The organism is Mesorhizobium loti, from assembly GCF_003148495.1.
GTDB lineage: Bacteria > Pseudomonadota > Alphaproteobacteria > Rhizobiales > Rhizobiaceae > Mesorhizobium > Mesorhizobium loti.
The window spans coordinates 404,020-426,660 of the sequence record NZ_QGGH01000002.1; the positions used below are offsets into that span (position 1 = coordinate 404,020).

At 62.3% G+C, this 22,641-nt stretch carries 24 protein-coding genes; 10 read left to right on the top strand and 14 right to left on the bottom strand.

Annotated elements, in window-relative coordinates; all coding sequences use genetic code 11:
- Positions 1-2: 2 nt before the first annotated feature.
- The 12 genes from C8D77_RS10375 to C8D77_RS10430 all read right to left on the bottom strand — a co-directional run bounded on the left by C8D77_RS10375 (position 3) and on the right by C8D77_RS10430 (position 12,609).
- Positions 3-989, bottom strand: a complete 987-nt coding sequence (locus C8D77_RS10375; RefSeq protein ID WP_109662047.1) for an ABC transporter permease — start codon at positions 987-989, stop codon at positions 3-5.
- Between the two features lie 120 nt (positions 990-1,109).
- Complete coding sequence (locus tag C8D77_RS10380) at positions 1,110-2,045, bottom strand: substrate-binding domain-containing protein (RefSeq protein ID WP_109662050.1); 936 nt, start codon at positions 2,043-2,045, stop codon at positions 1,110-1,112.
- 236 nt (positions 2,046-2,281) lie between these two features.
- Positions 2,282-3,316 (bottom strand): ABC transporter permease, encoded by a 1,035-nt coding sequence (locus C8D77_RS10385; protein WP_109662051.1) that lies wholly within the window; start codon positions 3,314-3,316, stop codon positions 2,282-2,284.
- A complete protein-coding gene (locus C8D77_RS10390; protein ID WP_109662054.1) occupies positions 3,313-4,851 on the bottom strand; it encodes a sugar ABC transporter ATP-binding protein in 1,539 nt (512 codons plus the stop codon). Before C8D77_RS10390 ends, C8D77_RS10385 begins: the two co-directional genes overlap by 4 nt.
- A 105-nt stretch (positions 4,852-4,956) precedes the next feature.
- Positions 4,957-6,117, bottom strand: a complete 1,161-nt coding sequence (locus tag C8D77_RS10395; RefSeq protein ID WP_170136720.1) for a fumarylacetoacetate hydrolase family protein — start codon at positions 6,115-6,117, stop codon at positions 4,957-4,959.
- A gap of 119 nt (positions 6,118-6,236) precedes the next feature.
- Complete coding sequence (locus C8D77_RS10400) at positions 6,237-7,106, bottom strand: aldose 1-epimerase (protein WP_109662058.1); 870 nt, start codon at positions 7,104-7,106, stop codon at positions 6,237-6,239.
- Positions 7,107-7,122: 16 nt separating this feature from the next.
- Positions 7,123-7,878: an SDR family oxidoreductase gene (locus C8D77_RS10405; RefSeq protein ID WP_109663286.1), complete on the bottom strand. Its 756-nt coding sequence runs from the start codon at positions 7,876-7,878 to the stop codon at positions 7,123-7,125.
- A gap of 16 nt (positions 7,879-7,894) precedes the next feature.
- A complete protein-coding gene (locus C8D77_RS10410; RefSeq protein ID WP_109662060.1) occupies positions 7,895-8,626 on the bottom strand; it encodes an ATP-binding cassette domain-containing protein in 732 nt (243 codons plus the stop codon).
- Positions 8,627-8,629: 3 nt separating this feature from the next.
- The gene (locus C8D77_RS10415; RefSeq protein WP_109662061.1) at positions 8,630-9,607 is read right to left on the bottom strand and encodes an ABC transporter permease; all 978 of its coding nucleotides are present in this window, start codon (positions 9,605-9,607) and stop codon (positions 8,630-8,632) included.
- 77 nt (positions 9,608-9,684) lie between these two features.
- The gene (locus C8D77_RS10420; protein ID WP_109662062.1) at positions 9,685-10,662 is read right to left on the bottom strand and encodes a sugar ABC transporter substrate-binding protein; all 978 of its coding nucleotides are present in this window, start codon (positions 10,660-10,662) and stop codon (positions 9,685-9,687) included.
- 25 nt (positions 10,663-10,687) lie between these two features.
- Entirely contained in the window at positions 10,688-11,890 is a 1,203-nt protein-coding gene (locus C8D77_RS10425) for a mandelate racemase/muconate lactonizing enzyme family protein (protein ID WP_109662065.1), read from the bottom strand.
- Positions 11,887-12,609 carry a FadR/GntR family transcriptional regulator gene (locus tag C8D77_RS10430; protein ID WP_109662067.1) on the bottom strand — a complete coding sequence of 241 codons (723 nt, stop codon included), beginning with the start codon at positions 12,607-12,609 and terminating at the stop codon, positions 11,887-11,889. Before C8D77_RS10430 ends, C8D77_RS10425 begins: the two co-directional genes overlap by 4 nt.
- Positions 12,610-12,709: 100 nt before the next feature.
- Between C8D77_RS10430 and C8D77_RS10435 the strand changes: the two genes are divergently transcribed.
- The 9 genes from C8D77_RS10435 (at position 12,710) to C8D77_RS10475 (ending at position 21,194) form a co-directional block, all read left to right on the top strand.
- Positions 12,710-13,615 (top strand): SMP-30/gluconolactonase/LRE family protein, encoded by a 906-nt coding sequence (locus C8D77_RS10435; protein ID WP_109662069.1) that lies wholly within the window; start codon positions 12,710-12,712, stop codon positions 13,613-13,615.
- Between the two features lie 241 nt (positions 13,616-13,856).
- Positions 13,857-15,140: an NAD(P)/FAD-dependent oxidoreductase gene (locus C8D77_RS10440; protein ID WP_109662071.1), complete on the top strand. Its 1,284-nt coding sequence runs from the start codon at positions 13,857-13,859 to the stop codon at positions 15,138-15,140.
- Between the two features lie 91 nt (positions 15,141-15,231).
- On the top strand, positions 15,232-16,116 hold the full coding sequence (locus C8D77_RS10445) for an ABC transporter permease (protein WP_109662073.1): 885 nt from the start codon (positions 15,232-15,234) through the stop codon (positions 16,114-16,116).
- Positions 16,113-16,979, top strand: a complete 867-nt coding sequence (locus C8D77_RS10450) for an ABC transporter permease (protein WP_109662076.1) — start codon at positions 16,113-16,115, stop codon at positions 16,977-16,979. Before C8D77_RS10445 ends, C8D77_RS10450 begins: the two co-directional genes overlap by 4 nt.
- Positions 16,964-18,043, top strand: a complete 1,080-nt coding sequence (locus tag C8D77_RS10455; protein WP_109662078.1) for an ABC transporter substrate-binding protein — start codon at positions 16,964-16,966, stop codon at positions 18,041-18,043. Before C8D77_RS10450 ends, C8D77_RS10455 begins: the two co-directional genes overlap by 16 nt.
- Positions 18,044-18,112: 69 nt before the next feature.
- A complete protein-coding gene (locus C8D77_RS10460) occupies positions 18,113-18,721 on the top strand; it encodes a cupin domain-containing protein (RefSeq protein WP_109662080.1) in 609 nt (202 codons plus the stop codon).
- The gene (locus C8D77_RS10465; RefSeq protein ID WP_109662082.1) at positions 18,711-19,796 is read left to right on the top strand and encodes an ABC transporter ATP-binding protein; all 1,086 of its coding nucleotides are present in this window, start codon (positions 18,711-18,713) and stop codon (positions 19,794-19,796) included. The genes C8D77_RS10460 and C8D77_RS10465 overlap by 11 nt, the downstream gene beginning before the upstream one ends.
- Positions 19,797-20,077: 281 nt before the next feature.
- Positions 20,078-20,707 (top strand): 2'-5' RNA ligase family protein, encoded by a 630-nt coding sequence (locus C8D77_RS10470; protein ID WP_109662084.1) that lies wholly within the window; start codon positions 20,078-20,080, stop codon positions 20,705-20,707.
- 133 nt (positions 20,708-20,840) lie between these two features.
- Positions 20,841-21,194 carry a nuclear transport factor 2 family protein gene (locus C8D77_RS10475; RefSeq protein ID WP_109662086.1) on the top strand — a complete coding sequence of 118 codons (354 nt, stop codon included), beginning with the start codon at positions 20,841-20,843 and terminating at the stop codon, positions 21,192-21,194.
- Between the two features lie 100 nt (positions 21,195-21,294).
- On the opposite strand, the gene C8D77_RS10480 is transcribed toward C8D77_RS10475, so the two are convergent.
- Together C8D77_RS10480 and C8D77_RS10485 are read right to left on the bottom strand one after the other, a co-directional pair.
- A complete protein-coding gene (locus tag C8D77_RS10480) occupies positions 21,295-21,774 on the bottom strand; it encodes an SRPBCC family protein (RefSeq protein ID WP_109662088.1) in 480 nt (159 codons plus the stop codon).
- Entirely contained in the window at positions 21,771-22,127 is a 357-nt protein-coding gene (locus C8D77_RS10485) for an ArsR/SmtB family transcription factor (RefSeq protein ID WP_109662091.1), read from the bottom strand. The genes C8D77_RS10480 and C8D77_RS10485 overlap by 4 nt, the downstream gene beginning before the upstream one ends.
- A 157-nt stretch (positions 22,128-22,284) precedes the next feature.
- On the opposite strand from C8D77_RS10485, the gene C8D77_RS10490 reads away from it, so the two are divergent.
- Complete coding sequence (locus tag C8D77_RS10490; RefSeq protein ID WP_109662093.1) at positions 22,285-22,632, top strand: ArsC family reductase; 348 nt, start codon at positions 22,285-22,287, stop codon at positions 22,630-22,632.
- Positions 22,633-22,641: the final 9 nt, after the last annotated feature.

The window sequence follows — 22,641 nt, forward strand, 5'->3', positions numbered from 1 at the left end:
GTTCAAGTCCCCGCCTGATGCCGGCGTTCCAGCCATGAATGCAGTGCCATCATGCCAAGGATGATGGCGCCGATGAAGATGTTGTAGGCAAGGCCGGGCACGCCGATCAGCACAATGCCGTTGCGCATGACGCGCAGGATCAGGATGCCGAGCACGGTGCCGATGATGGTGCCGCGCCCGCCGGTCAGCGCCGTGCCGCCGATCACCACCATGGCGATGACTTCGAGCTCATAGCCGGTGCCGCTGTTGGGGTTGGCTGCCGAAGTGCGCAGCGAGGAGATGACGCCGGCGAGCGACGCCATGACCGACGACAGCACGAACAGGCCGATCTTGACGCCGCTGACATTGACGCCGCGCGCGCGCGCCGCACTGGGGTTGCCGCCGGCCGCCTGGATCCAGTTGCCGGTGCGGCTTTGCGTCAGCACATAGCCGAGCGCGATCGCCGCGGCGATGAACCAGAACAGCGACATGTAGATGCGGAACGGCCCGATGAAGAAGTCGCCGACCAGTATGTTGGCGAGCCAGCTGCCCTCGGCGCTCCAGGTGCGCTGCGGAAAACCGTCGGTGACGAAGAGGGCGGTGCCACGCACCACCAGCAGCATGCCGAGCGTCACCAGGAAGGACGGGATCTTGAGCTGCGTCACGAACCAGCCATTGACCAGCCCGATGAGGGCGGCAACCAGCAGCGCGGCGACAAAGCCGACCTCAAGCGAAGTGAGGCCGCTGTTGAACAGCGTCCACATCAGCACCGGCGAGAAACCGAACAGCGAACCGACGGACAGGTCGAATTCGCCTGACGTCATCAACAGCGTCATCGCCAGCGCGATCAGGCCGAGCTCGACCGTGAAGGCCAGCGTGTTGGAGATGTTCTGCGGCGACAGGAAGTCGTGATTGAAGCTCCAGAAGACGGCGATCTCGACGACGAGCAGTACGAAGGGGCCGAACTCGGGCCGCGCGATCAGGCGTTGGATGAGGGAATGGTTTTCCACTGATAACCCGCGACATGATGGGGATTGGCTGACACCTGCACATAGGCGTGCGAAAGGCTCGGCGAATGGAGAAGCCAGTCGCGACCGCCAGGGCGATCGCGACTGCTTGGGTTTGGGATCTTACTTGCCGGACAGGATCTTGTCGTAGACCGCGGCCGTGTCCTTTTCGTAGAGCGCGCCGGTGATCACGTTGAAGCCCGGGGGAATGCCGCTGGCCGCCATGTTGGCCAGCGAAAGCGCGACATAGCTGGTCGCCTGCGGGTCCTGCCACTGGCCGGCATTGACATAGCCGTTCAGCACTTCCTGGGTGGTGTCGAGCGAGTTGCCCCAACCGACGACCGGAATTTCGCCCGGCTTGACGCCGACCTGGTCGAACACCCGCTTGATCGAGCCGGTGACGAGGTCGCCGAGGCCGATGATCGCCTTGACCTTGGCCTTGTTGGCGGTGAGGTAGTCGACCATGCGGTTGATCACTTCGGCCTGGTCGAGCGTCGCTTCGGTGATTTCATAGGTGATGCCGAGCGGACCGAAGACGCTCTTGATGCCTTCCTCTTCCTGGACGCCATAGGTGGCGCCGGGGATCTCGACCGGCATCCAGACGAAGTCGCCCTTCTTCACCAGGCCCTTGTCGACCAGATACTGCGCCCAGTGCTTGCCGAAGGTGACGTTGTCGCCGCCGACATAGGCGTTGAAATTGGCTTTCGGGTCAGGCGTGTTGAAGTTGATGATCGGAATGTTGGCCGCACGCGCTTCCTTGACGATCTCGACAAGGCTGCCCGGATCGGGGCTCGTAGTGACGATGCCATCGGCCTTGGCGGAGAGGGCGGCGCGAACCGCCTCCTGCTGCGAGGCCACATCGCCATTGTGGAACGAGGTGTTGACGGTGTTGCCGGTGTCCTTGGCCCATTGCTTGGCGCCGGCCAGGAAGTAGGTCCAGACCGGGTCGGCCGGGCCGCCATGCGAAATCCAGTAGAACGTCTTGGCCTGTGCCGCTGCTGGTATCACCATCAGCGCCACCAACAGGCCGTATAGAACGAGTCTTAGCCGTGTCAGCATTTGATTTCCTCCCGTTTGCAGATGATCAGTTCCGGATCCGTCCCTTGTGTTCCGGCGACCGCCGGATTGCGTCTTTTGCCAGCGCCGGTTGAATGCGTCAGAGCATTCCCTTTTTCGGCGGATGGCAAGCCTCCATCTGCAGATGTAGTTGTCGTCTGACGAGGCGCCATCAACGCTCCCATCAGATTGCATCAGTTCAGGTGATTTTCCGACTGTCGGATAATTGGTGTCGAGGCTCAGCCGAGCAGATTGTCTTCACCGTGTCCGGCGCGCCGGTTGCGCCAGAGATTGACCAGCCTGTCGATCGCGAGGGCAAGCACAATCAGGGCACCGGTGGCGAAGGCGGCCCAGATGGCATCCACGCCAAGCAAGGTCATGGCGCTCAGTATCGCCTGCAGGACCAGCATGCCGATCACGGCACCGATGACGCTGCCGTTGCCGCCCGAAAGCGATGTGCCGCCAATGATGGCCGCCGTGATCGCCAGCAGTGCGAAAGTGCCGCCGTCGCCGGGGGCAATGGCGCCCTGGGCGCCGAGATGGATCACGCCGGCAAGCCCAGCCATCGCACCCATCAGCACCAGCGTCAGCACCCTGACCTTGCCTGTTGGAATGCCGGCATAGGCGGCAGCCCGCGGATTGCTGCCCACGGCCTGGACCCGGTAGCCGAAGCGGGTGCGGTGAAGCACGACATGCATTGCCATCGCCAGCACGACAAAGACGATGCCTGTCACCGGCACAATGACAAACGCCTTGCCCGACAGCGTGGCCAAGACACTCCCATCCGCGCCCGGCGGCGCGATTGTCTGTCCCTTGCCGACGACCAGCGACAGGCCCTGGATCATCCACCACGTGCCGAGCGTCACCAGCAGAGCTGGCAGGCGCAGCGCGATCACCAGAAGGCCGTTGATCAGGCCGAGCCCGGCGCCGGCCGCGATACCCGCCAGGGCGGCGAGCCAGGGGTTCATTCCGGCAACCACGAGCAGGGCTGCGAAGGTTGCCGTGAGATGGAACACCGCACCGGCCGAGAGGTCGATCTCGCGCATGGCGAGCACGAACACCATGCCGATCGCCAGCAGGCCGGGCAGGGCGGCTTGCTCCAGCAGTGACGACAGATTGGCTGCATCGACGGAGGAAGGCTGGAGCCAGCCGAGCAGCCCGAGCATGGCGGCGAGCCCGACGGCGGCACCGGTCTCAGCCGGTAGCCGAATGCGGCGCCCCGGCCTACGGTTCGCCGATCCGGCCAAAGGCGGTGCGGTATCGGTTCTGGTCATGCAACGCTCTCCAGCTTGATCTGTCGGCCTTCGCCCTCTGCCTCGCCCGCCGCGATCAGCTGCAGCAGCCTCCCGCCATCCATGTCGGGGCCGGCGATCTCGCCCGCGAGCCGGCCCTGGTGGAAGGCAAGGATGCGATCGCTCAAGCCGGTCAGCTCGGACAACTCCCTCGAATGCAGCAGCACGATGCAGCCGCTGGCCGCCATCTGCCGGATCAACGCGTAGATTTCCTGCTTGCTACCGATATCGATGCCGCGCGCCGGCTCATCGAACAGCACCACTTGCGGGCCGATTTCCAGCCATTTGGCGATGATCACTTTCTGCTGGCCGCCGGCCGACAGCGAGCCCGCCCGCGTCTCCGGAGCGGACCTGATGCGCAGCGCCTCGATCTGCCGCGCGGCGCGCGCGACCGCCATCACGGGTGAATACCAGCGCGACCCCCAGTCGCGTGCGCCGACGACGACGTTCGCCAGGTTGAAGGCGATGGACTTGTCTTGCATCAGCCCGTTGCCGCGCTCGCCTGAAATCATGCAGATGTTGCGCCGCGCCGCTTCCGTGCGGGTCTTCGGCAACCCGTCCCCGTCCGGGAAGCGCACTCTGCTCACGCGCGCCTTGTGCTGTCCGAACAACAGGGCAAGCAGGTCCGACACGCCGGAGCCGGCGAGCCCGGCAAGGCCGACGATCTCGCCCGCGCGCGCCGTGAAGCTGATCCCGTTCAATCTGCCGCCGCCGAGCCCGGAAACTGCGAGCTGCGGCCGCAGCGTGCCGGCAAGCGTCGGCATGGCCCTGAGCGGCAGCGGAAACAGCGACTGGCGCAACTGGCCGATCATCGCTTCCTCCGATGTCGTCAGCTCCTGTCGCGCCTTTGACAGCACGTCGCGGCCGTTGCGGATGACCGTCAGTTGGTCGGCAATGGCCAGCGCATCCTCCAGCCGGTTCGAGGCGTAGAGCATGCTCATGCCCTTGGCCTTCAGCCCTCGCAGCACCGCGAACAGCCGATCTGTCCCGCGCCGGTCGAGCGCCGAATGAGGATCGTCGAGGATGAGCAGTCTCGGGTTTTCCAGAAGCGCGCGGGCGATCGCGATCAGTTGCCGCTCACCCGGCCCGAGATCGCCGAGCGGGGCGCGAACATCGACGGCGAGGCCAAGCTGGCGAAGCAGGTCACGGCTGCGCGCCTCCATTTCGCGCCGCGAGATCAGTCCATTGTGCAGCGGTTCGCGATTGACGAACAGATTGGCGAGCACCGGGCGCTCCGGAAACAGCCCGGGCTGCTGCAGGACGACGCCGATGCCGAGCTTTCGCGCCGCATTGGGGCTGCTGATCGTTGCCTTCTTGCCGTCAAACTCGATGGTGCCGCTATCCGGCCGGACGATGCCTGCCAGCACCTTGATCAGCGTCGATTTGCCGGCGCCGCTTTCGCCGACCACCGCGTGGATCGAGCCGCGCTCGATCACAAGGTTCATGTCTTCGAGCACGACCGTGCCGCCAAAGCTTCTGGCAACATTGCGCACCAATAGTATCGGCGAATCGGACATACGGACGGCCCCCCGACCGCGCCGCGATCTTGGAGCGGATTGCGTCCTTAGTCACTCGGATTCCGCATAAAATTGTGTTGATGGCGATCCGGGGCGAAAGCCGGCTTAGATCAGATCGGCCTTCGCCAATTCCCGCATCAGATGGCTGGCGCCGTAGGTCCAGTGCGGGCAGTCGGGCGACAGCCGCACCCGGTTGACCAGCGCACCGAATTTTTCCGACGAGATGGTGACGATGTCGCCGACCCTGTGGGTGAAGCCCTTGCCTTTCTCGCCGCGATCCTTGGAAGGCACGAACATGGTGCCGAGATAGAGCGCCAGCCCATCCGGATACTGGTGGTGCGAGCCCATGGCGGCGGCAACCAGTTCTTCCGGCGAGCGGCTGATCTCGGCCATCGAGCTTGCGCCCTCCAGCGAAAACCCGTCCTCGCCCTCGACCTTCAGGCGCACGACGGCCCGCTTGACGTCATCGATCGAGAATGTGTCGTCGAACAGCCGGATGAAGGGACCGAGAGCGGCCGAGGCATTGTTGTCCTTGGCCTTGCCGAGCAGCAGCGCCGAACGCCCTTCGACGTCGCGCAGATTGACGTCATTGCCGATTGTGGCGCCGACGATCCTGCCGCTTGAGGCGGCGATCATGGCGATCTCGGGCTCCGGATTGTTCCAGGTCGACACCGGGTGCAGGCCGACATCGGCGCCGAAGCCGACCGAGGCCATCGGCTGGCACTTGGTGAAGATCTCGGCATCGGGGCCGATGCCCACTTCCAGATATTGCGACCAGGCGCCGCGCGCGATGAGCTTGGCCTTGATCTCCATCGCTTCGGGCGAACCGGGCTTCAGCTTCGACAGATCGTGGCCGATCAGTCCGGCAATGTCGGCGCGGATGGCGTCGGCTTTTTCAGCCGAACCGCGCGCCTGTTCCTCGATCACCCGTTCCAGCAGGCTGACGACGAAGGTGACGCCCGAGGCCTTGACCGCCTGCAGGTCGACCGGGGAGAGCAGATACGGTTTTGCCGGATCGCGCTTGGCCTCAAAACTGTTGGCGGCGATGTCATCGAGCGATCCGATCGGTCTGCCCTTGGCCGATAGCACATGGCCGGCAGGATCCGGCATCTCGCAGATGTCACGCACAGTCGGAGCCGCACGCGACGTGATGTCGAAAACCGTGCCGTCGCGGACCGTGACCATCAGGGGATGGGGCGCGGCCGGTGATCGAGCGCGGCCGAGGAAGACACCATCGTCATCAAGCAGAAAGATCATGTTCGTCACTACTCTCTCGTCACAGGGCAGGATGTTTCAACATTGTGGAGTGCCATGGTCTCTTCTTCAAGTCGGACAGGCCATGTCCCTGCGCCGAAGAACGCCGCCTAGCAACTCACGATTCGGCGCTACAGCTCATCCCAGCGTAGACGCAAATGCGCGCTTGTCGATCTGCCCTGTTCCAGCGCGATCAGGCCACTGCCATGATGGGCGTCCACGACATGTGAAACCGGTTCGAAACAGAAGAAATCGGCATCTCGTGCTGGCGAATAAAGGACGAAGACGTTCAGCGTCGACGATGCCTCGACCGTGACAATGATGGCGTCATCCGGCTGGGCGATCGACGCACGGCCGTCCCAGCCTTCAAACGCATTGTTGACCCAGGTGTCGGGAAGGGGCACAGCTTGCGAGAAATCCCAGTCCGGGCGGGAGGCGAGCGGCACAACCGCCGTCGGCAGATGGCGTTCGTCCTCCAGCCAGATCCTTGTCGCCGATGCCTGGAGCGAGGTGTGCGGGCTGCGCGGAAACCAGGGATGGAAGCCGAGCCCGTAGGGCAAGCACATGGCGGCGCGGTTCTCGACGGTCAGGGCCGCGGCCAGCGCGCCATCCTCCAGCGCGTAGCGGACACTTGCATGGTAGCGATAGGGCCCGATTGCACCGTTTTCCAAAACCAGCTCCATTTCAGTGCCGGTTCGTCGTGTCAGCCGCCACGGCCTTTGAAAACCGTCGCCATGGAGCGGGAACGGCTCGCCTTCGACATTGGGTTCGATCGCATGGTAGCGCCCTTCGAACTCGAAGCCCCCGCCGGAAATACGGTTCGACCATGGAATCAACAGTTGGGACCCGAACTTCAGCAGGCCCGTCGATGGCTTGATAACAGGCGTGGGCACCCGGCCGGGGCGCAGCGCGTCGTAGCGCAGGATGGCGGCGCCCTGGCGAGGGCTCACCACTAGGCTTGCGCGCCCGTCGGCAAGCTCGACCGCATCACTGTTTGTCATCGACGGAAAGCCACTTCTACCAGCCACCATCGACGCTGATGTTCTGGCCGCTGATCATGTCCGAGGCCGGGGAAACAATGAACAGCACGAGATCGGCGACGTGCCGCGGCTCGATGCGATGCTTCAAGCTCTGGTTGGTCAGAATCCAGTCGTTGTATTCCTGGAGCCGTTCCCCGAAAACGCGCTCCTCCGCCTCGGAAACGACAGCGCCCGGCGACACTGCGTTCACGGTAATGCCGTGCGGTCCCAATTCCCGCGCCAGCGACTTCGTGAGACCCAGCATGGCGCCCTTCGAGGCTACATAAGGCACGTAACCCTCCCAGCGGCCGTTCAGCGTCACCGAACAGAAATTGACGATCCTCCCGTGGCCCTTCTTCTTCATGCCAGGAGCGCAGGCGCGCGCCAGCGCGAAGGCAGCCGAGGAATTCACGCGGATCTGGTCCTCATATTCGGTAAGTGAAAAGTCCTCGAAGGGACGGTTGATGATAAGCGCCGCGTTGTTGATCAAAATGTCGATCGCGCCTTCTTCGTCGGCGAGCGCCCTGACCACCGCTTCGGCTTCGGCCAACTGGTTCAAGTCGCAGCCGATATAGACGATCGCACCCTTGCTTGCCGACGCCAATTCAGCGGCGATCCCAGGTCCTTCGACAGTCTCAGGGCGGTCAAGCAAAAGCACGCGAGCGCCGGCGCGAGCGAGTGCGGCAGCCTGGGCACGGCCGAGCGAACCCAGACCGCCCGTCAGCAGCGCAACTTTGCCGGAAAGGTTCGTCATCACCATTCCCCGCTTCTCAAAGCACGTTGTGGACTTCGTCGATGGAGGTTTCCTCGATGCGCTTGTCGAGCACGACCTCGCCGCGCGCCATCGCGACCACACGATCACAGCAGTCAAAAACGTGGTGCATGTTGTGGCTGATGAAGACGCCGGTGACACCCTGCTCCTTCAAGCCGCGAACAAAGCCGATCACCTTCTGCGTTTCCTTCACCGACAGATGGTTGGTCGGCTCGTCGAGAATCATCACCTTCGACTTGAAGTGCATGGCGCGCGCGATGGCGACGCCCTGCCGCTGGCCCCCTGACAGTTCGCCGACCAGCGCATCGGGCGAGCGCAGATGCAGATCGACATTGGCGATCGCCTTGATGCTTTCGCTGCCCATCTTCTTCTGGTCGAGGATGCCCACGCCGAACACGGAAAACCGCGTCGGTTCCCGCCCGATAAACAGGTTCCTGGCAATCGACATGGTGGGAACCATGGAATTGTATTGGTAGATGGTCTCGATACCGAGGTTCATCGCATCGCGCGGCCTGGCGATCCGCACCAGCTTGCCGTCGACCAGGATTTCGCCCTCATCGGCCGTTTGGACGCCGGACAGAATGTTGATGAGCGTCGATTTGCCGGCACCATTGTCGCCAATCAGCCCGAGCGCCTCGCCCCGCTTGAAGTCGAGGCTCACGCCCTTCAGCGCATGGACGCCCGAGTACCATTTGTGAAGATTGCGGACGGAGATGATCGCGTCGTCCATATCTCAATTCTCCATCTTGATCGCCTTGGCACGCTTGCGCATCCAGGCATTGGCGACGACGGCGAAGATGGTCAGGAAGCCGATCGCGAATTTGAACCAGTTCGCATCGACTTGCGAGAGCACAAGCCCGTTGTCGATAATGCGGATGAGGATCGTGCCGATGATGCCGCCTGCGACCGTACCGATGCCGCCTGCCAGCGAAGCGCCGCCGATGACCGCCGAGGCGACTGCCTGGAGTTCCAGACCCTCGCCGATGGAAGGCAGAGGAGAGCCGAGTCTCAGCACCTGCAACATGCCGGCGAAACCGGACAGCATCGAGCAAAGCATGAAGCATGCGAGTTTCACCCTTGCGGTCGGAATGCCCATCGAGGCGGCAGCGGGATGGAAGCCACCGGTGGCCTTTATCCAGTTGCCGAAATTGGTTCGGGAAAGCATCAGCGACGTCAGCACGGCAATTCCCACAAACCACAGGAACGACATGCGGAACATGTGGCCGGGACCGACAAACGAGGTGAACAGCCAGTTCGGCAGATCAGCGGGAAGCAGCGGTGGAAACCCGCCCGAAACGACGATCGTCAGCGACCGGGCTATGAACAGCATGCCAAGCGTGGTGATGAAGCTCGGAATCTCGAACCGGATCGTCACATAGCCGTTGATGAAGCCGATGACCGCGCAAACGCCAAGGCCGGTCAGCAACGCGAGCGGGAAAGGCACACCCTCGACCATGAGGACGGCCATGGACATCGGCATCAGCGCAAACACCGATCCAACCGACAGGTCGAACTCGCCGCTGATCATCAGGATCGTGACGCCGATGGCGACGAGGCCCGTTTCCGGCAGAATGCCGAGTATGCCACGAAGGTTGTCCTGGTTGAGGAACACGCCGTCCGAGCGGATCTCGAAAATCACCACCAGAAGCACCAGCAGGATCAGTCCAGCCAGTTCCGGTTTTTCCAGATAGGTCTTGAAGAGGCGTTTCAAGGCAGGCTCCAGGAATTGAGGCGAGGGACCACCCGGCGGCGCGGGCGCCGCCGGGTGAACACATGGCGCGTGTGGGCCTAGCGCAGACCTTGCGCGGAAAGCGCCATGATCGCATCAGCCTGGTCCGGGCGTACGATGCCCTGGCCCGTATCGATGTCGGAGGGTGCCAGGCCCACCTTCTTGTTCAGGTAGGCTTCCATCACTGGCATGAAGCCTTGCATGTAGGGCTGCTGGTCCACCAGGGCCTGCACATAGCCCTTCTGCATCTGCTGCAGGACTTCCGGCACCAGATCGAAGCCGCCAAGGAGGACCTTGCCGGGCGCGACACCGCGGTCCTGCAGGGACCGCGCAACGCCCGCGCACCAGAAGCCGGTGTCGAAATAGGCTGTGGTGTCGGGATGCGCGTTGAGATAGGCGCCGACACGATCGGACGTGACCGCAAGGTCCGTTCCGCTGTCGATCCGCTCCCATGAGACCTGGCGGTCGGGATGGGCGGCCTTGTACTCTTCCAGGAACTGCATCACGCCTGCGCCGCGACTTTCCGACCAGTTCTGGCCGGGTGCGGAAATGCCGACCAGAACCTTGATCGGCCCTTCTTTCGGGAAGCTCTCGGAAATCGCCTTGCCGAGCGAATAGCCCGCCGGCTTGAAACCTTGCCCTATGAAGGCCTGCCGGGCATTGCCCTTGGCGCCTTCCGTGTCATCGACATTGACCGCAATCACCAGGACGCCGGCGTCTCGCGCTTCCTTGATGACGTCGTCGAACGCCTTGTTGTCGACGATCGAGGTCAGCAAGGCATCCGGCTTGGCGGCAAGTGCTGCGCGCATGTTGGCGAGCTGCTGCTCGACCGAACCCTCGGTCTGCGTGAAGATCATGTTGCACTTGGCTTCGACCTTGCCGCAGGCATCGTCATAGCCCTTCTTCACCGCCTGCCAGAAGGTGTTCGAGGCCGACGAATGGTGCGTAAAGACGATGTTGAGCCCATCAGCGCTGGCGATGGAAGGCCCGGCGAACAGTGTCGTAGCGAGCAAAAGCGTTGCAGTCAGTCGTTTCATTACTATTCCTCCCGTTGAGTGTACTTCAGATGTCCGCCTTGTCGGAGACGCGGCGATGGACGGTGTAGGCCCGACCGAGGTCGGGATTGAGTTCCAGCCCGAGGCCCGGGCCGGGCGGCACGGTGATCATGCCGTCCTTGACTTCAGGCAGCGCGGTCACAAGGTCGCGATACCAGGTCCGGTAGAATGCCCTCACACTCTCCTGTACGAGTGCGTTGGGCGCGTTGAGAGACAAATGTGTGGACGCCGCCAGAACCACGGGCCCGGTGCAGTCGTGCGGGGCGACCGGCAGGTGCCAGGCCTCCGCCATCGCGGCGATCTTGCGTGCTTCCGAAAGTCCGCCGCACCAGGAAATGTCCAACATCACGATGCCTGCAGCGCCGGTCTCCAGCAGATCCCGGAATGCCCAGCGACTGCCCAAGGTTTCTGACGCCGAGATCGGCGCCGGGCTCGCTGCCTCATAGCGCTTGAGATCGCCGAGGCTGTCCATGCGGATCGGATCCTCGTGCCAGTATGTGCCATAAGGTGCGAGCGCCTTTGCGATCTTGATCGCGGGCAGGAGCTGCCACATCGAATGGAACTCGACCATGATGTCGATCCTGTCGCCGACCGCCCTGCGGATCTTCTCGAAAGGCTGCAACGCAGCCTTGAGGTCGGCGGCGCTGATATCCTGCCCCCTGCTTTTCTCGGCGGCATGGTCGAAGGGCCAGATCTTCATGGCCGTGATACCGTCTTCAAGGAGCTCCGCCGCCAATTCGTCGGCGCGGTGGAGAAACCCGTTCAGGTCGTCGTAGCCTTGCTTTGTGCCGAGACCATAGTTTGCGGTGGTCTGTCCCTTGCCGTCCTTGATGTATTCGGTGCCGGCGCAAGTGTTGTAGGTGCGGATGGACTGCCGTGAAAAGCCTCCAAGAAGCTGCGCTATTGGCTGGTTTGTCGCCTTGCCGAAAATGTCCCAGAGCGCGATGTCGAAGGCGGAATTGCCGCGAACCTCGACGCCACTTGAGCGGAAACCGAGATAGCCAACCAGATCCGCGGAAAGCAGATCGATCTGCAAGGGATCGCGGCCGATGACGCGTGGCGCAACATATTCGTGCAGGTATTCCGCGACCGTGCGCGCCATGAAGAATGTTTCGCCAAGGCCGGTGATGCCTTCGTCGGTGTGCACCTCGACCCAGAGCAGATTGGGTCGCTCTTCGATGCGAATGGTCTCGATCGCGCGGATTTTCATGCGATCCCCGCGTCGGTCAGCGCCTTGACGCTTTTGTCGAAATGCGCGGCCATGTGTTCGGCGGCAAGTTGCGGATTTCCCGCGATGATCGCCCGGGCAATATCTGCGTGCCCCTCGATCATCTTGATCTGATCTTCCACGGAGGCGCGTGTACGCCAGCCGATCACCCAGGTGCGTCGCGTGACCCCGCTGAAGGCGGTGATGATCAACGAGAACACCGGGTTGTGAGAGGCCCGCGCGATCGCCTCATGGAATGCGATGTCGTGCTCCATGACGATCTCGGGCGCATGATAGTTCTCGCGCATCAGTCGCGCGTATTCTTGTATTTCAGCCGCCTCGGCATCACTCCGCCGGAGTGCGGCGAGCGCCACCGTGCGCATTTCGATGGTGCGGCGAACATCATAAACCTGGTGGACGCTGATCTGTTCGGTGGTGACGCCGTGCTCGATCACCATCGACATGGCACCGATGTCGAGCTTGGCGACGCTGGCGCGCCGACCGGCGCTCATATCGATGAGGCGCATCGCCGACAGCGATCGAAACGCCTCCCGCACCACTGTCCGCGAGACGCTGAGCCTGCGGGTCATATCGGCTTCGCTGGGCAAGAGGTCGCCAGGGCCGAGGCCTTCAACGCGGATGTATTGGGTGATGGCCTGGATAGCGGCGCTGACCAGCCCGGGATTGGTCTCGTCCGGCATCATGCTACGATTGGCCACCATTTGCCCTCAACCTGTATGACATGTTTTCTTGAAATGCCTATATCTTTGTGAAATGCTGTCTGTCAAGTGAAGTCAACAAGCGCGACAAACGAGGCAATGCATGGATAGCGGAGAGATGCAGGCGATTTTCGTGTTCGATGCCCGGGATGTCGTCGGCGAGAGCCTGATCTGGGACGAAAACAGGAAAACACTGATCTGGGTGGATATTATCGGGCGGCGTATCCACCAGCTCGATCCGGACACTCTCGATCACCGGAGCTGGCAAGCACCGGACCTCGCAACCTCGATCGGCCTGTGCCGGAACGGTGGCGCAATCGTCGGGCTGCGAAAAGATGTGGCGCTGTGGGATTTCGGGGAAACCTTCAGGACCATCGCGACGATCGAACCGGATAGCCCGGACACACGGTTGAATGAGGGCGTGGTCGCCCCAGACGGCTCATTGTGGGTCGGAACCATGGAAAACAATATCGGCCCGGACGATCTTCCGCGCGATATCTCGCGAGATGCGGGGCAGATCTATCGCGTCGACACGACCGGCATTGTGGAGGCGCTCAGCGCCGATCGTTTCGGCATCACCAACACCATGATCTGGACGGCGGATGATACTTTCATCACGGCGGATACGACGAAGAACCAGATATTCCGCTATCGCTGGGATAGGGTGCAATCGCGAATAACCGACAGGCGACTTTTCTTCTCGGGTTTTCCGCGCGGTCTGCCAGATGGGTCGTGCATGGATGCGGAGGGCTATGTCTGGAATTGCCGCGTTGCGGGCGGCGGCTGCCTCGTCCGCATTTCTCCGGGTGGAGTTCTCGACAAGGTCGTGGACCTGCCCTGCAGCTGGCCTACGAGTTGCGCTTTTGGTGGCGAGAATTTCGATACTCTCTTCGTCACGTCGGCGCGATTTACCATGAGCAGGGGACACTTGCAGGCAAATCCGCAAGAGGGCGGATTGTTCGCGGTGCGGACAGGCGTTCGGGGCATGCCGACCAACCGGTTCGGATGAGATAGCTCTACCCAACTATCCCAAGACGGCAACTTGCCGGATCCTGCGGCGGCAATCTCCACAATTCCGGGCAAGGACTCGCGCGTCCATACGGCAGGAGGAGCGTTGTTTTATCCGACGCTACTCGCTGTGCCGGGAAACCCTCGGGCTCCGATCTGTGAGCCGCCGGATCAAAACCCACTTTCAAAATAGTGAAATCACATCTAGGATTTTCATTTTGCCAATGAATCCTAGGTGACCCTTGCCCGCACCATTCTCCGATCCGATCTGGCACAAGCCGCAGGCGACTTCCAAGTTTCAATCGCTTTTTCCTAGCGGCGAAAAGGCCGATGTCGTCATTGTCGGCGGCGGCATTATGGGCCTGTCGACGGCTTTGCATGCCGCCGGGCTTGGCATGTCGGTGCAGGTGCTGGAGGCTGGCGAGATCGGCCAGGGCGCATCGGGCCTCAATGGCGGCCAGGTCATTCCCGGCCTGAAATATGATCCGGAATGGCTGCTGGAGCATTTTGGTCCGGAGCGCGGCGAGGCGCTCGTCAATTTCGCGGCGTCGACGGCCGATGCGGTGTTCGAACTGATCCGCGACGAGAAGCTGGCGGTGCCGTTCGTTCGCAATGGCTGGATCCAGGCGGCGCACACCGAGGTTGCGCTGAAGGCGGCGGCGAACCGCGACCGGCAATGGCGGGCGCGCGGCGCCGATGTTCAGCTTCTGAGCGCGGCGGAGATCGCAGCCAAGACCAGTGCACAGGGCTATCTCGGCGGCTGGCTCGACCGCCGCGCCGGTGTCATCGATCCGCTCGCTTACACGTCGGAACTCGCCCGTGTCGCGGCCGCGGCTGGGGTGAGGATAGCCGAGCGCCAAAAAGTCGTGCGGCTCACCAATGCCGCCGGCATTTGGCGAATTTCGACCGAAAACGGCCCGGAATTGCAGGCAGAGGCAGTCGTGCTGGCGACCAATGCCTATACGGATGGTCTGATCCCCGGTCTCGCCCAGACGATCGTGCCGCTGCATTCCTTTCAGATCGCCACGGAGCCGCTGTCGCCCAATCTGGCGGCCACGATCCTGCCGGAAGGGCAGGCGGTGTCGGATTCCCGTCGCATCCTCGTCTACTACCGCAAGAGCGCCGACGGCCGGCTGGTGCTTGGAGGAAGGGGCCGCATGGCGCTGCCGACGAGCGCTGGCGACTGGGCGCATCTCGAGCGTGCACTGGTACGGCTCTATCCCATGCTGTCCGGCGTCCCCATCGAGAGGCGCTGGTTCGGCCGGGTGGCGATGACGCCGGACCACCTGCCGCACATCCATGAGCCCGAGCAGGGCCTGCTCGCCGTGGTCGGTTGCCAGGGCCGTGGTGTCGGCCTGATGACCGCGCTTGGCGAGCGCATCGCCGGCTATCTCCAAAGTGGCGACGCCAGGCAATTGCCCTTCCCGGTCTCGCCAATCCGGCCGATCCCGTTTCACGCCTTCCGCCAGGTCGGCGTCGCCGCGACCATCGCCTGGTATCGCCTGCTCGATGCGCTGGAGCGCTGACCAGGGCGCTTCCCGTCAGTGGGAATCCGCTTGACAGTTTCATGAATATGAAAAACTCTAGGCTAATTTCAAAATTCCGATAGGCAGGTCGATGTCGACCCTAGTTGCAACACCAGTGCCAGAGCCCCGGTCTTCTCAGGGCTTCCGGGTCGCCATGCTGCTGCCGGGCGCTCTGGTCACTTTCCTGCTGATCCTGTTTGCCCTTGGTCTCGTGCTTTTCCTCGCCTTCCGCACCAATGACGGTTCGCTGCTCGGCGCCGGCTTCACCGTGGCGAATTTTGTCATGGTGGTGTCAGATCCGCTGTACTGGACGGTGACGCTGCGCTCGCTGGTGATTGCCGCTCTGGTAACGCTGGCCACGGTGGTCACCGCCTATCCCGTCGCCTACTACCTTGCCTTCCACGCCGGCCGGCGGCGCGGCCTGCTGCTGTTCCTGGTGACGCTGCCGTTCTGGACCAGCTATCTCCTGCGCGTCTTCGCTTGGAAGATCGTGCTCGCCTATAATGGCGTGCTGAACTCGGCGCTGATCGAAAGCGGCATCTGGTCCGAGCCGACATTGGCTTTTCTCAACACGCCGGCCGCCGTTGTCGTCACGCTGGCGCACGCCTACGCGCCGTTTGCCATCCTGCCGATCTATGTGGCGCTGGACACCATACCGAAATCGCTGGTCGAGGCCGCTTCCGATCTTGGCGCGCGGCCATTCACCTCTTTCCGCCGTGTCGTGCTGCCCAATTCGATGCCGGGCGTGCTGGCGGCAGCCCTCGTCGTCTTCGTGCCGACGGTCGGCGATTATGTCACGCCGGCTCTCGTCGGCGGTCCGGCCAGCACCATGATCGGCACACTGATCCAGGCTGAGTTCGGCAAGGCCAATGACTGGCCGTTTGGCGCAGCGCTCTCCGTCGCCGTCATGCTGGTCATCCTGTGCGTGGTGCTGGTCGCGCGCTTCGCCGACCGCAGATTTGGCAGCCGCACATGAGCGAGGGGCGGCACACACAGCGAGGCGGCGGCTGGCTTGGCGTCTACGTCATTGCCTATCTGGTCTTTCTCTATCTGCCGGTCCTGCTGATCCCGCTGTTTTCCTTCAACAACTCGATCCAGGCAGCGTTTCCGCTGCAAGGTTTTACCTTGCACTGGTACGCGACGCTGTTCGGCAATTCGGCGCTGACCAGTGCGCTCCTGAACAGCCTCGTCATCGGTGTCATTGCAGCCACGGGTGCTACGCTCTGCGGCATCACCGTGTCCTACATGGACCTCTATGGCCGCTCGCCGCTGGCCGCCACCATCAGCGCCATCGCCCGGCTGCCGATCCTGATCCCGGGCGTCATCGTCGGCATATCGCTACTGATCCTCATCAACCTCATCGGTCTCGGGCCATCGCGCATCGCCATCGTTCTCGGCCACATATTGGTCGCGCTGCCGACGACCGTGGTGATCATGCGCAGCCGCTTCGCCGCCATCCCGAAAACCATTCGCGAGGCGGCTCTCGATCTCGGTGCCTCCGACTGGACGACCTTCCGGCGGGTCATGCTGCCGCTTAGCCTGCCGGCCATCGTCTCGGCCTTCATGCTGGCCTTCCTGATCTCCTTCGACGAATTCATCGTCGTCTTCTTCCTCGCCGGCACCGAGCCGACACTGCCGCTCTACATCTGGAGCCAGCTCAGGTTCCCCAGATCACTGCCGACGGTCATGGCGCTGGGCACGTCGATTCTGGCGGTGTCCTTTATCATCGCGGCATTAGCCGAAATCCTGCGCCATCGCGGCCTGTCCGCGCCGGCGCCCGCCGATCCATCACAACGAAAACAAACCAAGAGAGGAGAACTGCAATGGCATTCGACCTGAAATCTGGCGACCTGATATCCGGAAAGACGGCCCGGGCCGGCCTGGCCGCCCTGGCATTGGCGCTGTCGTCGACCGTCGCTTTCGCCGGCGACAAGCTGCAATATTTCACCTGGTCGGGTTACGAACTGCCCGATTTCAACAAGAGCTTCCTCGCCGCGCATCCCGATGGCGTCGAGGCCTCGATCTTCGGCGACGACGATGACGCCTTCACCAAGGTCAAGGCCGGCTTCCGCCCCGACATTGCGCATCCCTGCTATGACAAGGTGGCGCGCTGGAACAAGGAAGGCCTGCTGCAGCCGATCGACACCAAGCGCATCAAGAACTGGGATTCGATCTTCCCTGTGTTCAAGAACCTGCCCGACCTGCAGGCCGGCGACGGCAAGGTCTGGATGGTGCCGTGGGACTGGGGCAACACCTCGATCCTCTACCGCACCGATCTGGTGAAGAACCCGGAAGCGAGCTGGAACCTTCTGTGGGACAAGCAGTATGCAGGCCGCATGGCGACCATCGACGCGGTGCATGACACGCCGATCGTTGCCGCGCTTCTGGCCGGCGTAAATCCGTTCGACATGACGCCCGCCGAGATGGACAAGGTGGCCGAGAAGCTGCGCGAGCAGCGCCCGCTGCTCTCCAACTACACCACCGACATGACCTCCGTCGAACAGGCGCTGGCCAGCGGCCAATTGGTCGCCGCCATGACCTGGAACGCGTCCGCCACCTCGCTGAAGAAGCAGGGAGTGCCGGTCGAGTTCATGAAGCCGAAGGAAGGCATGCTGACCTGGGCCTGCGGCTTCGTCATGCTCAAGGACGCCAAGAACGTCGATCTCGCCTATGACTTCATCAACAGCCGCCTGGACGCCGACTCCGGCAAATACCTGATCGAGGCCTATGGCTATGGCAGCTCGCTGAGTTCCGCCTTTGCCACCGTGCCGAAGGAAGAGCTGGAGAAATTGCAGCTGCCGTCCGACCCGGAAGTGATGCTGAAGACCACCATCTTCACCGGCCCGATGAAACAGAATGACGACCTCGCCAAGATGTTCGAAAAGGTCAAGGCAGGCGGCTGAACCTTAGAGCACCGCGCGGCGTTAGCCGCGTGGTGTCACCCGAGACACTGCAAACGAGGTCGGGAATTGATGGACATGCTGGACGAGGCGGCTGAGAAGCCGAAAGACGATGCCGACATTCGCGTCGGCCGGCGCGTGCGGGCGCTGCGGCTGGAGCGCAATCTGTCGCTGGCCGATCTTGCCGCAAAAGCTGGCGTGTCGATCGGGGCACTGAGCCAGATCGAGCGCGGCATGTCCTCGCTGCGCGTCAAGGTGATCTGGCCGCTCGCCGCCGCCCTCGACATCGAGCCGTCGGCGCTGATCGCCGACGGCAACGATGCGGCCAACGATCTCTATTGCGTGCGTGCCGACAAGCGGCGGCAAATCCCGGTGAAATCGGAAGGCATTGCCAAGGCGCTGCTGTCGCCGCCGGGCGCGACGCTGACCGGCATGCTGGTGACGGTGGAAGCCCGCGGCGGCACCGCCGAGGCCTATGCGCATGCCGGCCATGAATTCGGCTTCGTGCTGGCCGGCGAGGTCGAACTGGTGGTGGATTCGACAAAATATGTGCTGAAGGCCGGCGACAGTTTTGCGTTCAAGAGCACGCTTTTGCATGCCTTCCGCAATCCGGGCGCAGAGCGCTGCCAGATCCTCTGGGTCAACACCACGAAGCCGTCCGAGGTTCGCGATGGCGCCTGATTCCCTTGTGCGGCTGCAGGCGGTGTCGAAGATTTTTCCCGGCGGCATCGTCGGGCTCGACGCTGTCGATCTCGACATTATCAGCGGTGAATTCATCACGCTGCTCGGGCCCTCCGGGTGCGGCAAGACCACCAGCCTGCGCGTCATTGCCGGCTTCGAAAGCCCGTCGAGCGGCAAGGTGGTGCTCGACGGTCGCGACATCACGGCCCTTCGGCCCTTCGACCGGCCGGTCAACACTGTGTTCCAGGACTACGCGCTGTTTCCGCATATGAATGTCGCCGAAAATGTCGGCTTCGGCCTGTCGCTGCGCAAGCTTTCCGGCAGCGAGCAGGCAAAGCGCACCGGCGAAGCCCTCGACATGGTCGGTCTCGCGGACAAGCTTGGCGCCCGCGTCTCCGAGCTGTCGGGCGGCCAGCGCCAGCGTGTCGCGCTAGCGCGCGCAATCGTCTGCGAGCCACGCGTGCTCCTGCTCGACGAGCCACTGTCGGCGCTCGATGCGCATCTGCGCGAACAGATGCAGGTTGAACTGAAGCGGTTGCAGTCGCGGCTCGGCACCACATTCGTCATGGTCACCCATGACCAGACCGAAGCGCTGTCGATCTCCGACCGTATCGTCGTCATGAACAAGGGACGCATCGAGCAGATCGCGCCGCCGGCGACGCTCTATGACCGGCCCGCCACGAAGTTTGTGGCGAGCTTCATCGGCACCATGAATCTCCTGCAATCACGGTTTATCGGCCGCGATGGCGATCGCTTGCGTTTCACCGCCGGCACCCTGCCGCTGGAGGCTATTTCTGAAACCGGCCAGTCACCCGGGCAAGGCGAGGTGCGGACCATTGGCGTGCGTCCGGAGGATCTGCTGGCGATGACCGAGGCCGCGCCCGGCACCGCACCGGCACGCGTCAACAGCATCGTCTTTCACGGCCGCACGCTGCGCCTCCATGCCGAACTCGGGCAGGGCGCACCTGTTGTCATCGACGCGCCGCGCCAGGCCGAGGGTTTTCAATTCAGCGCCGGCGACGTGGCGCATATCAGTCTGCGGCGTGGCGCCAACTGCCCCATCCTGCCAGGTTAGTTCATCGATACCTGAAACGGAGCACACGTCGCACGGCGGCTACAAGCAGTCGGGCAACGGTCGCGAATATGCCGACTGGGCGACCCACGATTTTCTCGAGGTCAAGGGCATCATCGGCTACGGGGCGTAGGCTTCAAGTCCAACTCAGCTTCTTCAACCGTTGAACTCGCGGGCGCTGATGCGGAAAGCACCAACGCTCGCTTCGTTTTTGCTTGATTTGTTCCCTTTTTGTTCTAAAATTTCCAGCTTGGCGGAGGTGGGTGGCGCAAAGGAGGAATGACATGAATGAACTGCCCACATTCAACACAGCTGAAAACGGTCAAACATCTTTCAATTGGCATGAGCGGAACAGGCGTCGTCGCACTGATCGGTTGTTCTTCTGTCACCTGATGGAAGGCACCATCGCCGACCCTGTCGCTCTACAAGCGACCGCTTGGCGCCAGGAACTCGGGCTGAAAGGGAAAATAATTGCCAATCACATCTCGCTTGTTGGACTCGGCGACCATGGCGGACTGCCGGACGGCTTGGTCGAACTCGCTCACCACATCGGCTCGATGATTGTCGCAAAACCATTCGACGTTTCTTTTGATCGTTTGTGCGCTTTTGGCGGTGGCGCGCTTGTTTTACGCAGCAGCGACGGCAATCCTTCGCTGCAAGAGTTCTGGCGAAACCTCACGGCAGTGATTTCGGATAGCCCGTTAAAGTTCTTTCTCACAAAGTCCATTGAACCGCATATCACGCTGCTTCGCGACAAAGTGGGAGTGCCCAAAATTCGCGAAAGGGCGATTAACCCCATCAGTTGGACAGTGCGGGGTTTTGCGCTCGTCCATAGCTTCATCCAGGAAGGTCGGTACGATGTGCCTCACCATTGGCCATTGACGGGCCAGGACGATGCCCGGCCCGCGATGTAAACGCCTTAAATCATCGTCACATGGTCCGCGCGACCATCATCCTGACATGGCTTGTCAGCTAAAGCGCGGACTGACGATGGCCGGCCAGCAAATCGTTCCCTATTTGCAGTGCGTCTGAACAGGAGGAACACAAATGACCATCGCGGAAATTGCCAAGGATTTCACCGAGCTGCTCCAGCAGGGCGATCATGTCGGTGCTGCCGAGAAGTACAATGCCGATGATATTGTCAGCCTCGAAGCCATGGAGGGGCCGATGGCCATCGCCCGTGGCAAGGAGGCGCTCAGGCAGAAGGGCCAATGGTGGCAGGAGAACAACGAAGTGCATGGCGGCTCGGTCGAGGGCCCCTATGTCAACGGCGACCAGTTCGCGGTGCGCTTCAAGTTCGACATAACGCCCAAGGCCACTGGCGAGCGTGTCACCATGGATGAAGTTGGCCTCTACACGGTCAAGAACGGCAAGATCACCGAAGAGCGCTTCTACTATTGAGGCGGAAATACCACCGGCTTTAGGGAGCCCGCTCTCTCTGCTGCTGGATTGAAAACAAGCATGACGGCCAGGACAACGTCCTAGCCGTCATGTGAGAAGATCAGATCGTCTTCACATACTGCGCAAGCTGATCGGCCACCGTGCCCCAACCGTCGAAGAAACCCATCTCTTCGTGGTTGTTGCGGGTCGCCTCGTCGCGGTGGATGGCGGTGGCGCTGTAGCGCGTGCCCCGGCCATCCGGTTGGAGGGAAATGACTGCGGTGATGAACGGCTCTCCAGACGGCCGGTAGCCCGGCAGCAGTGCGTCCGTCCAAACCAGCCGCTCGTTCGGCGCGATTTCGAGATAGCAGCAATGGCGGTCGTTGACCTCGTTGCCGTCAGGCGACTGCATGCGCGTCCGGAACAGCCCGCCCGGCCTGAGGTCGATCTCGCAGTCGGTGATCATCCACGGCTTCGGCGTGAACCACTGTTTGACATGCTCCGGCGTCGTCAAGGCGCGCCACAGCAATTCGCGCGGCGCGTCGATGACGCGCTCCAGCACGAGGTCCAGTCTGGGATCCGGCTTGAAGAGATAGCTCATTCTTCTTTCTCCTTGAGGGTCATCACATAGGCGTCGAACTGGTCGAGGCGGCGCTCCCACAGCGTGCGCTGTTCGGCCAGCCAGTTTTCGGCGAGCTTCAATGGCTCGGCTGCCAGTTGATAGGTCCTGACCCGGCCGGTCTTTTGCGAGCGCACCAGTCCGCAGACCTCAAGCACCTTGAGATGCTCGATGAAGGACGGCAGCGCCATCTCGAAAGGCTCTGCGAGTTCGCTGACCGAGGCTGGACTGCGGTTCAGTCGCTCCACAACGCGTCGCCGCGTCGGGTCGGCAAGAGCGCGAAAGATGCCGTCGATCGTTGGAGGGCCGGGAGTTGCGGTCTGAAGGCTTGTCATGGTCGGTGTCGAGGCGCTGTCAAAAGGGGCTCGATATACTTAGGAAAAATCCTTAGTATTGGCAAGGGCAAAACCAAAAGCACGCCGCAGAGCGCTGGCAAAGCGCGCAGAGCGTCCTTAATCTGTGATCAGATTCGAAATCCGAAGGGCCACTGTTTTGACGATCACGATGTACGGCATCACCACCTGCGACACGGTCAAAAAGGCGCGCGTCTGGCTGGAGGGCCATGACGTGGCGTACCGGTTTCACGATTTCAGGGCCGAGGGGCTGGACGCCAAGCGTCTGGATGGCTGGGTCGGAAAGGCCGGCTGGGAAAGGCTGCTCAACAAGGCGAGCACGACGTTCCGCGAGTTGCCGGACAAGGACAAGCAGGGCCTCGACGAAAAGAAGGCCAAGGCGCTGATGCTGGCTAAGCCGACCATGATCAAGCGACCGGTGCTGGAGGTCGGGGATCGGGTTCTGGTTGGATTCAAGGCTGATGTTTATGAAGCGGCAGTGAAGTAGCGTAGCGAG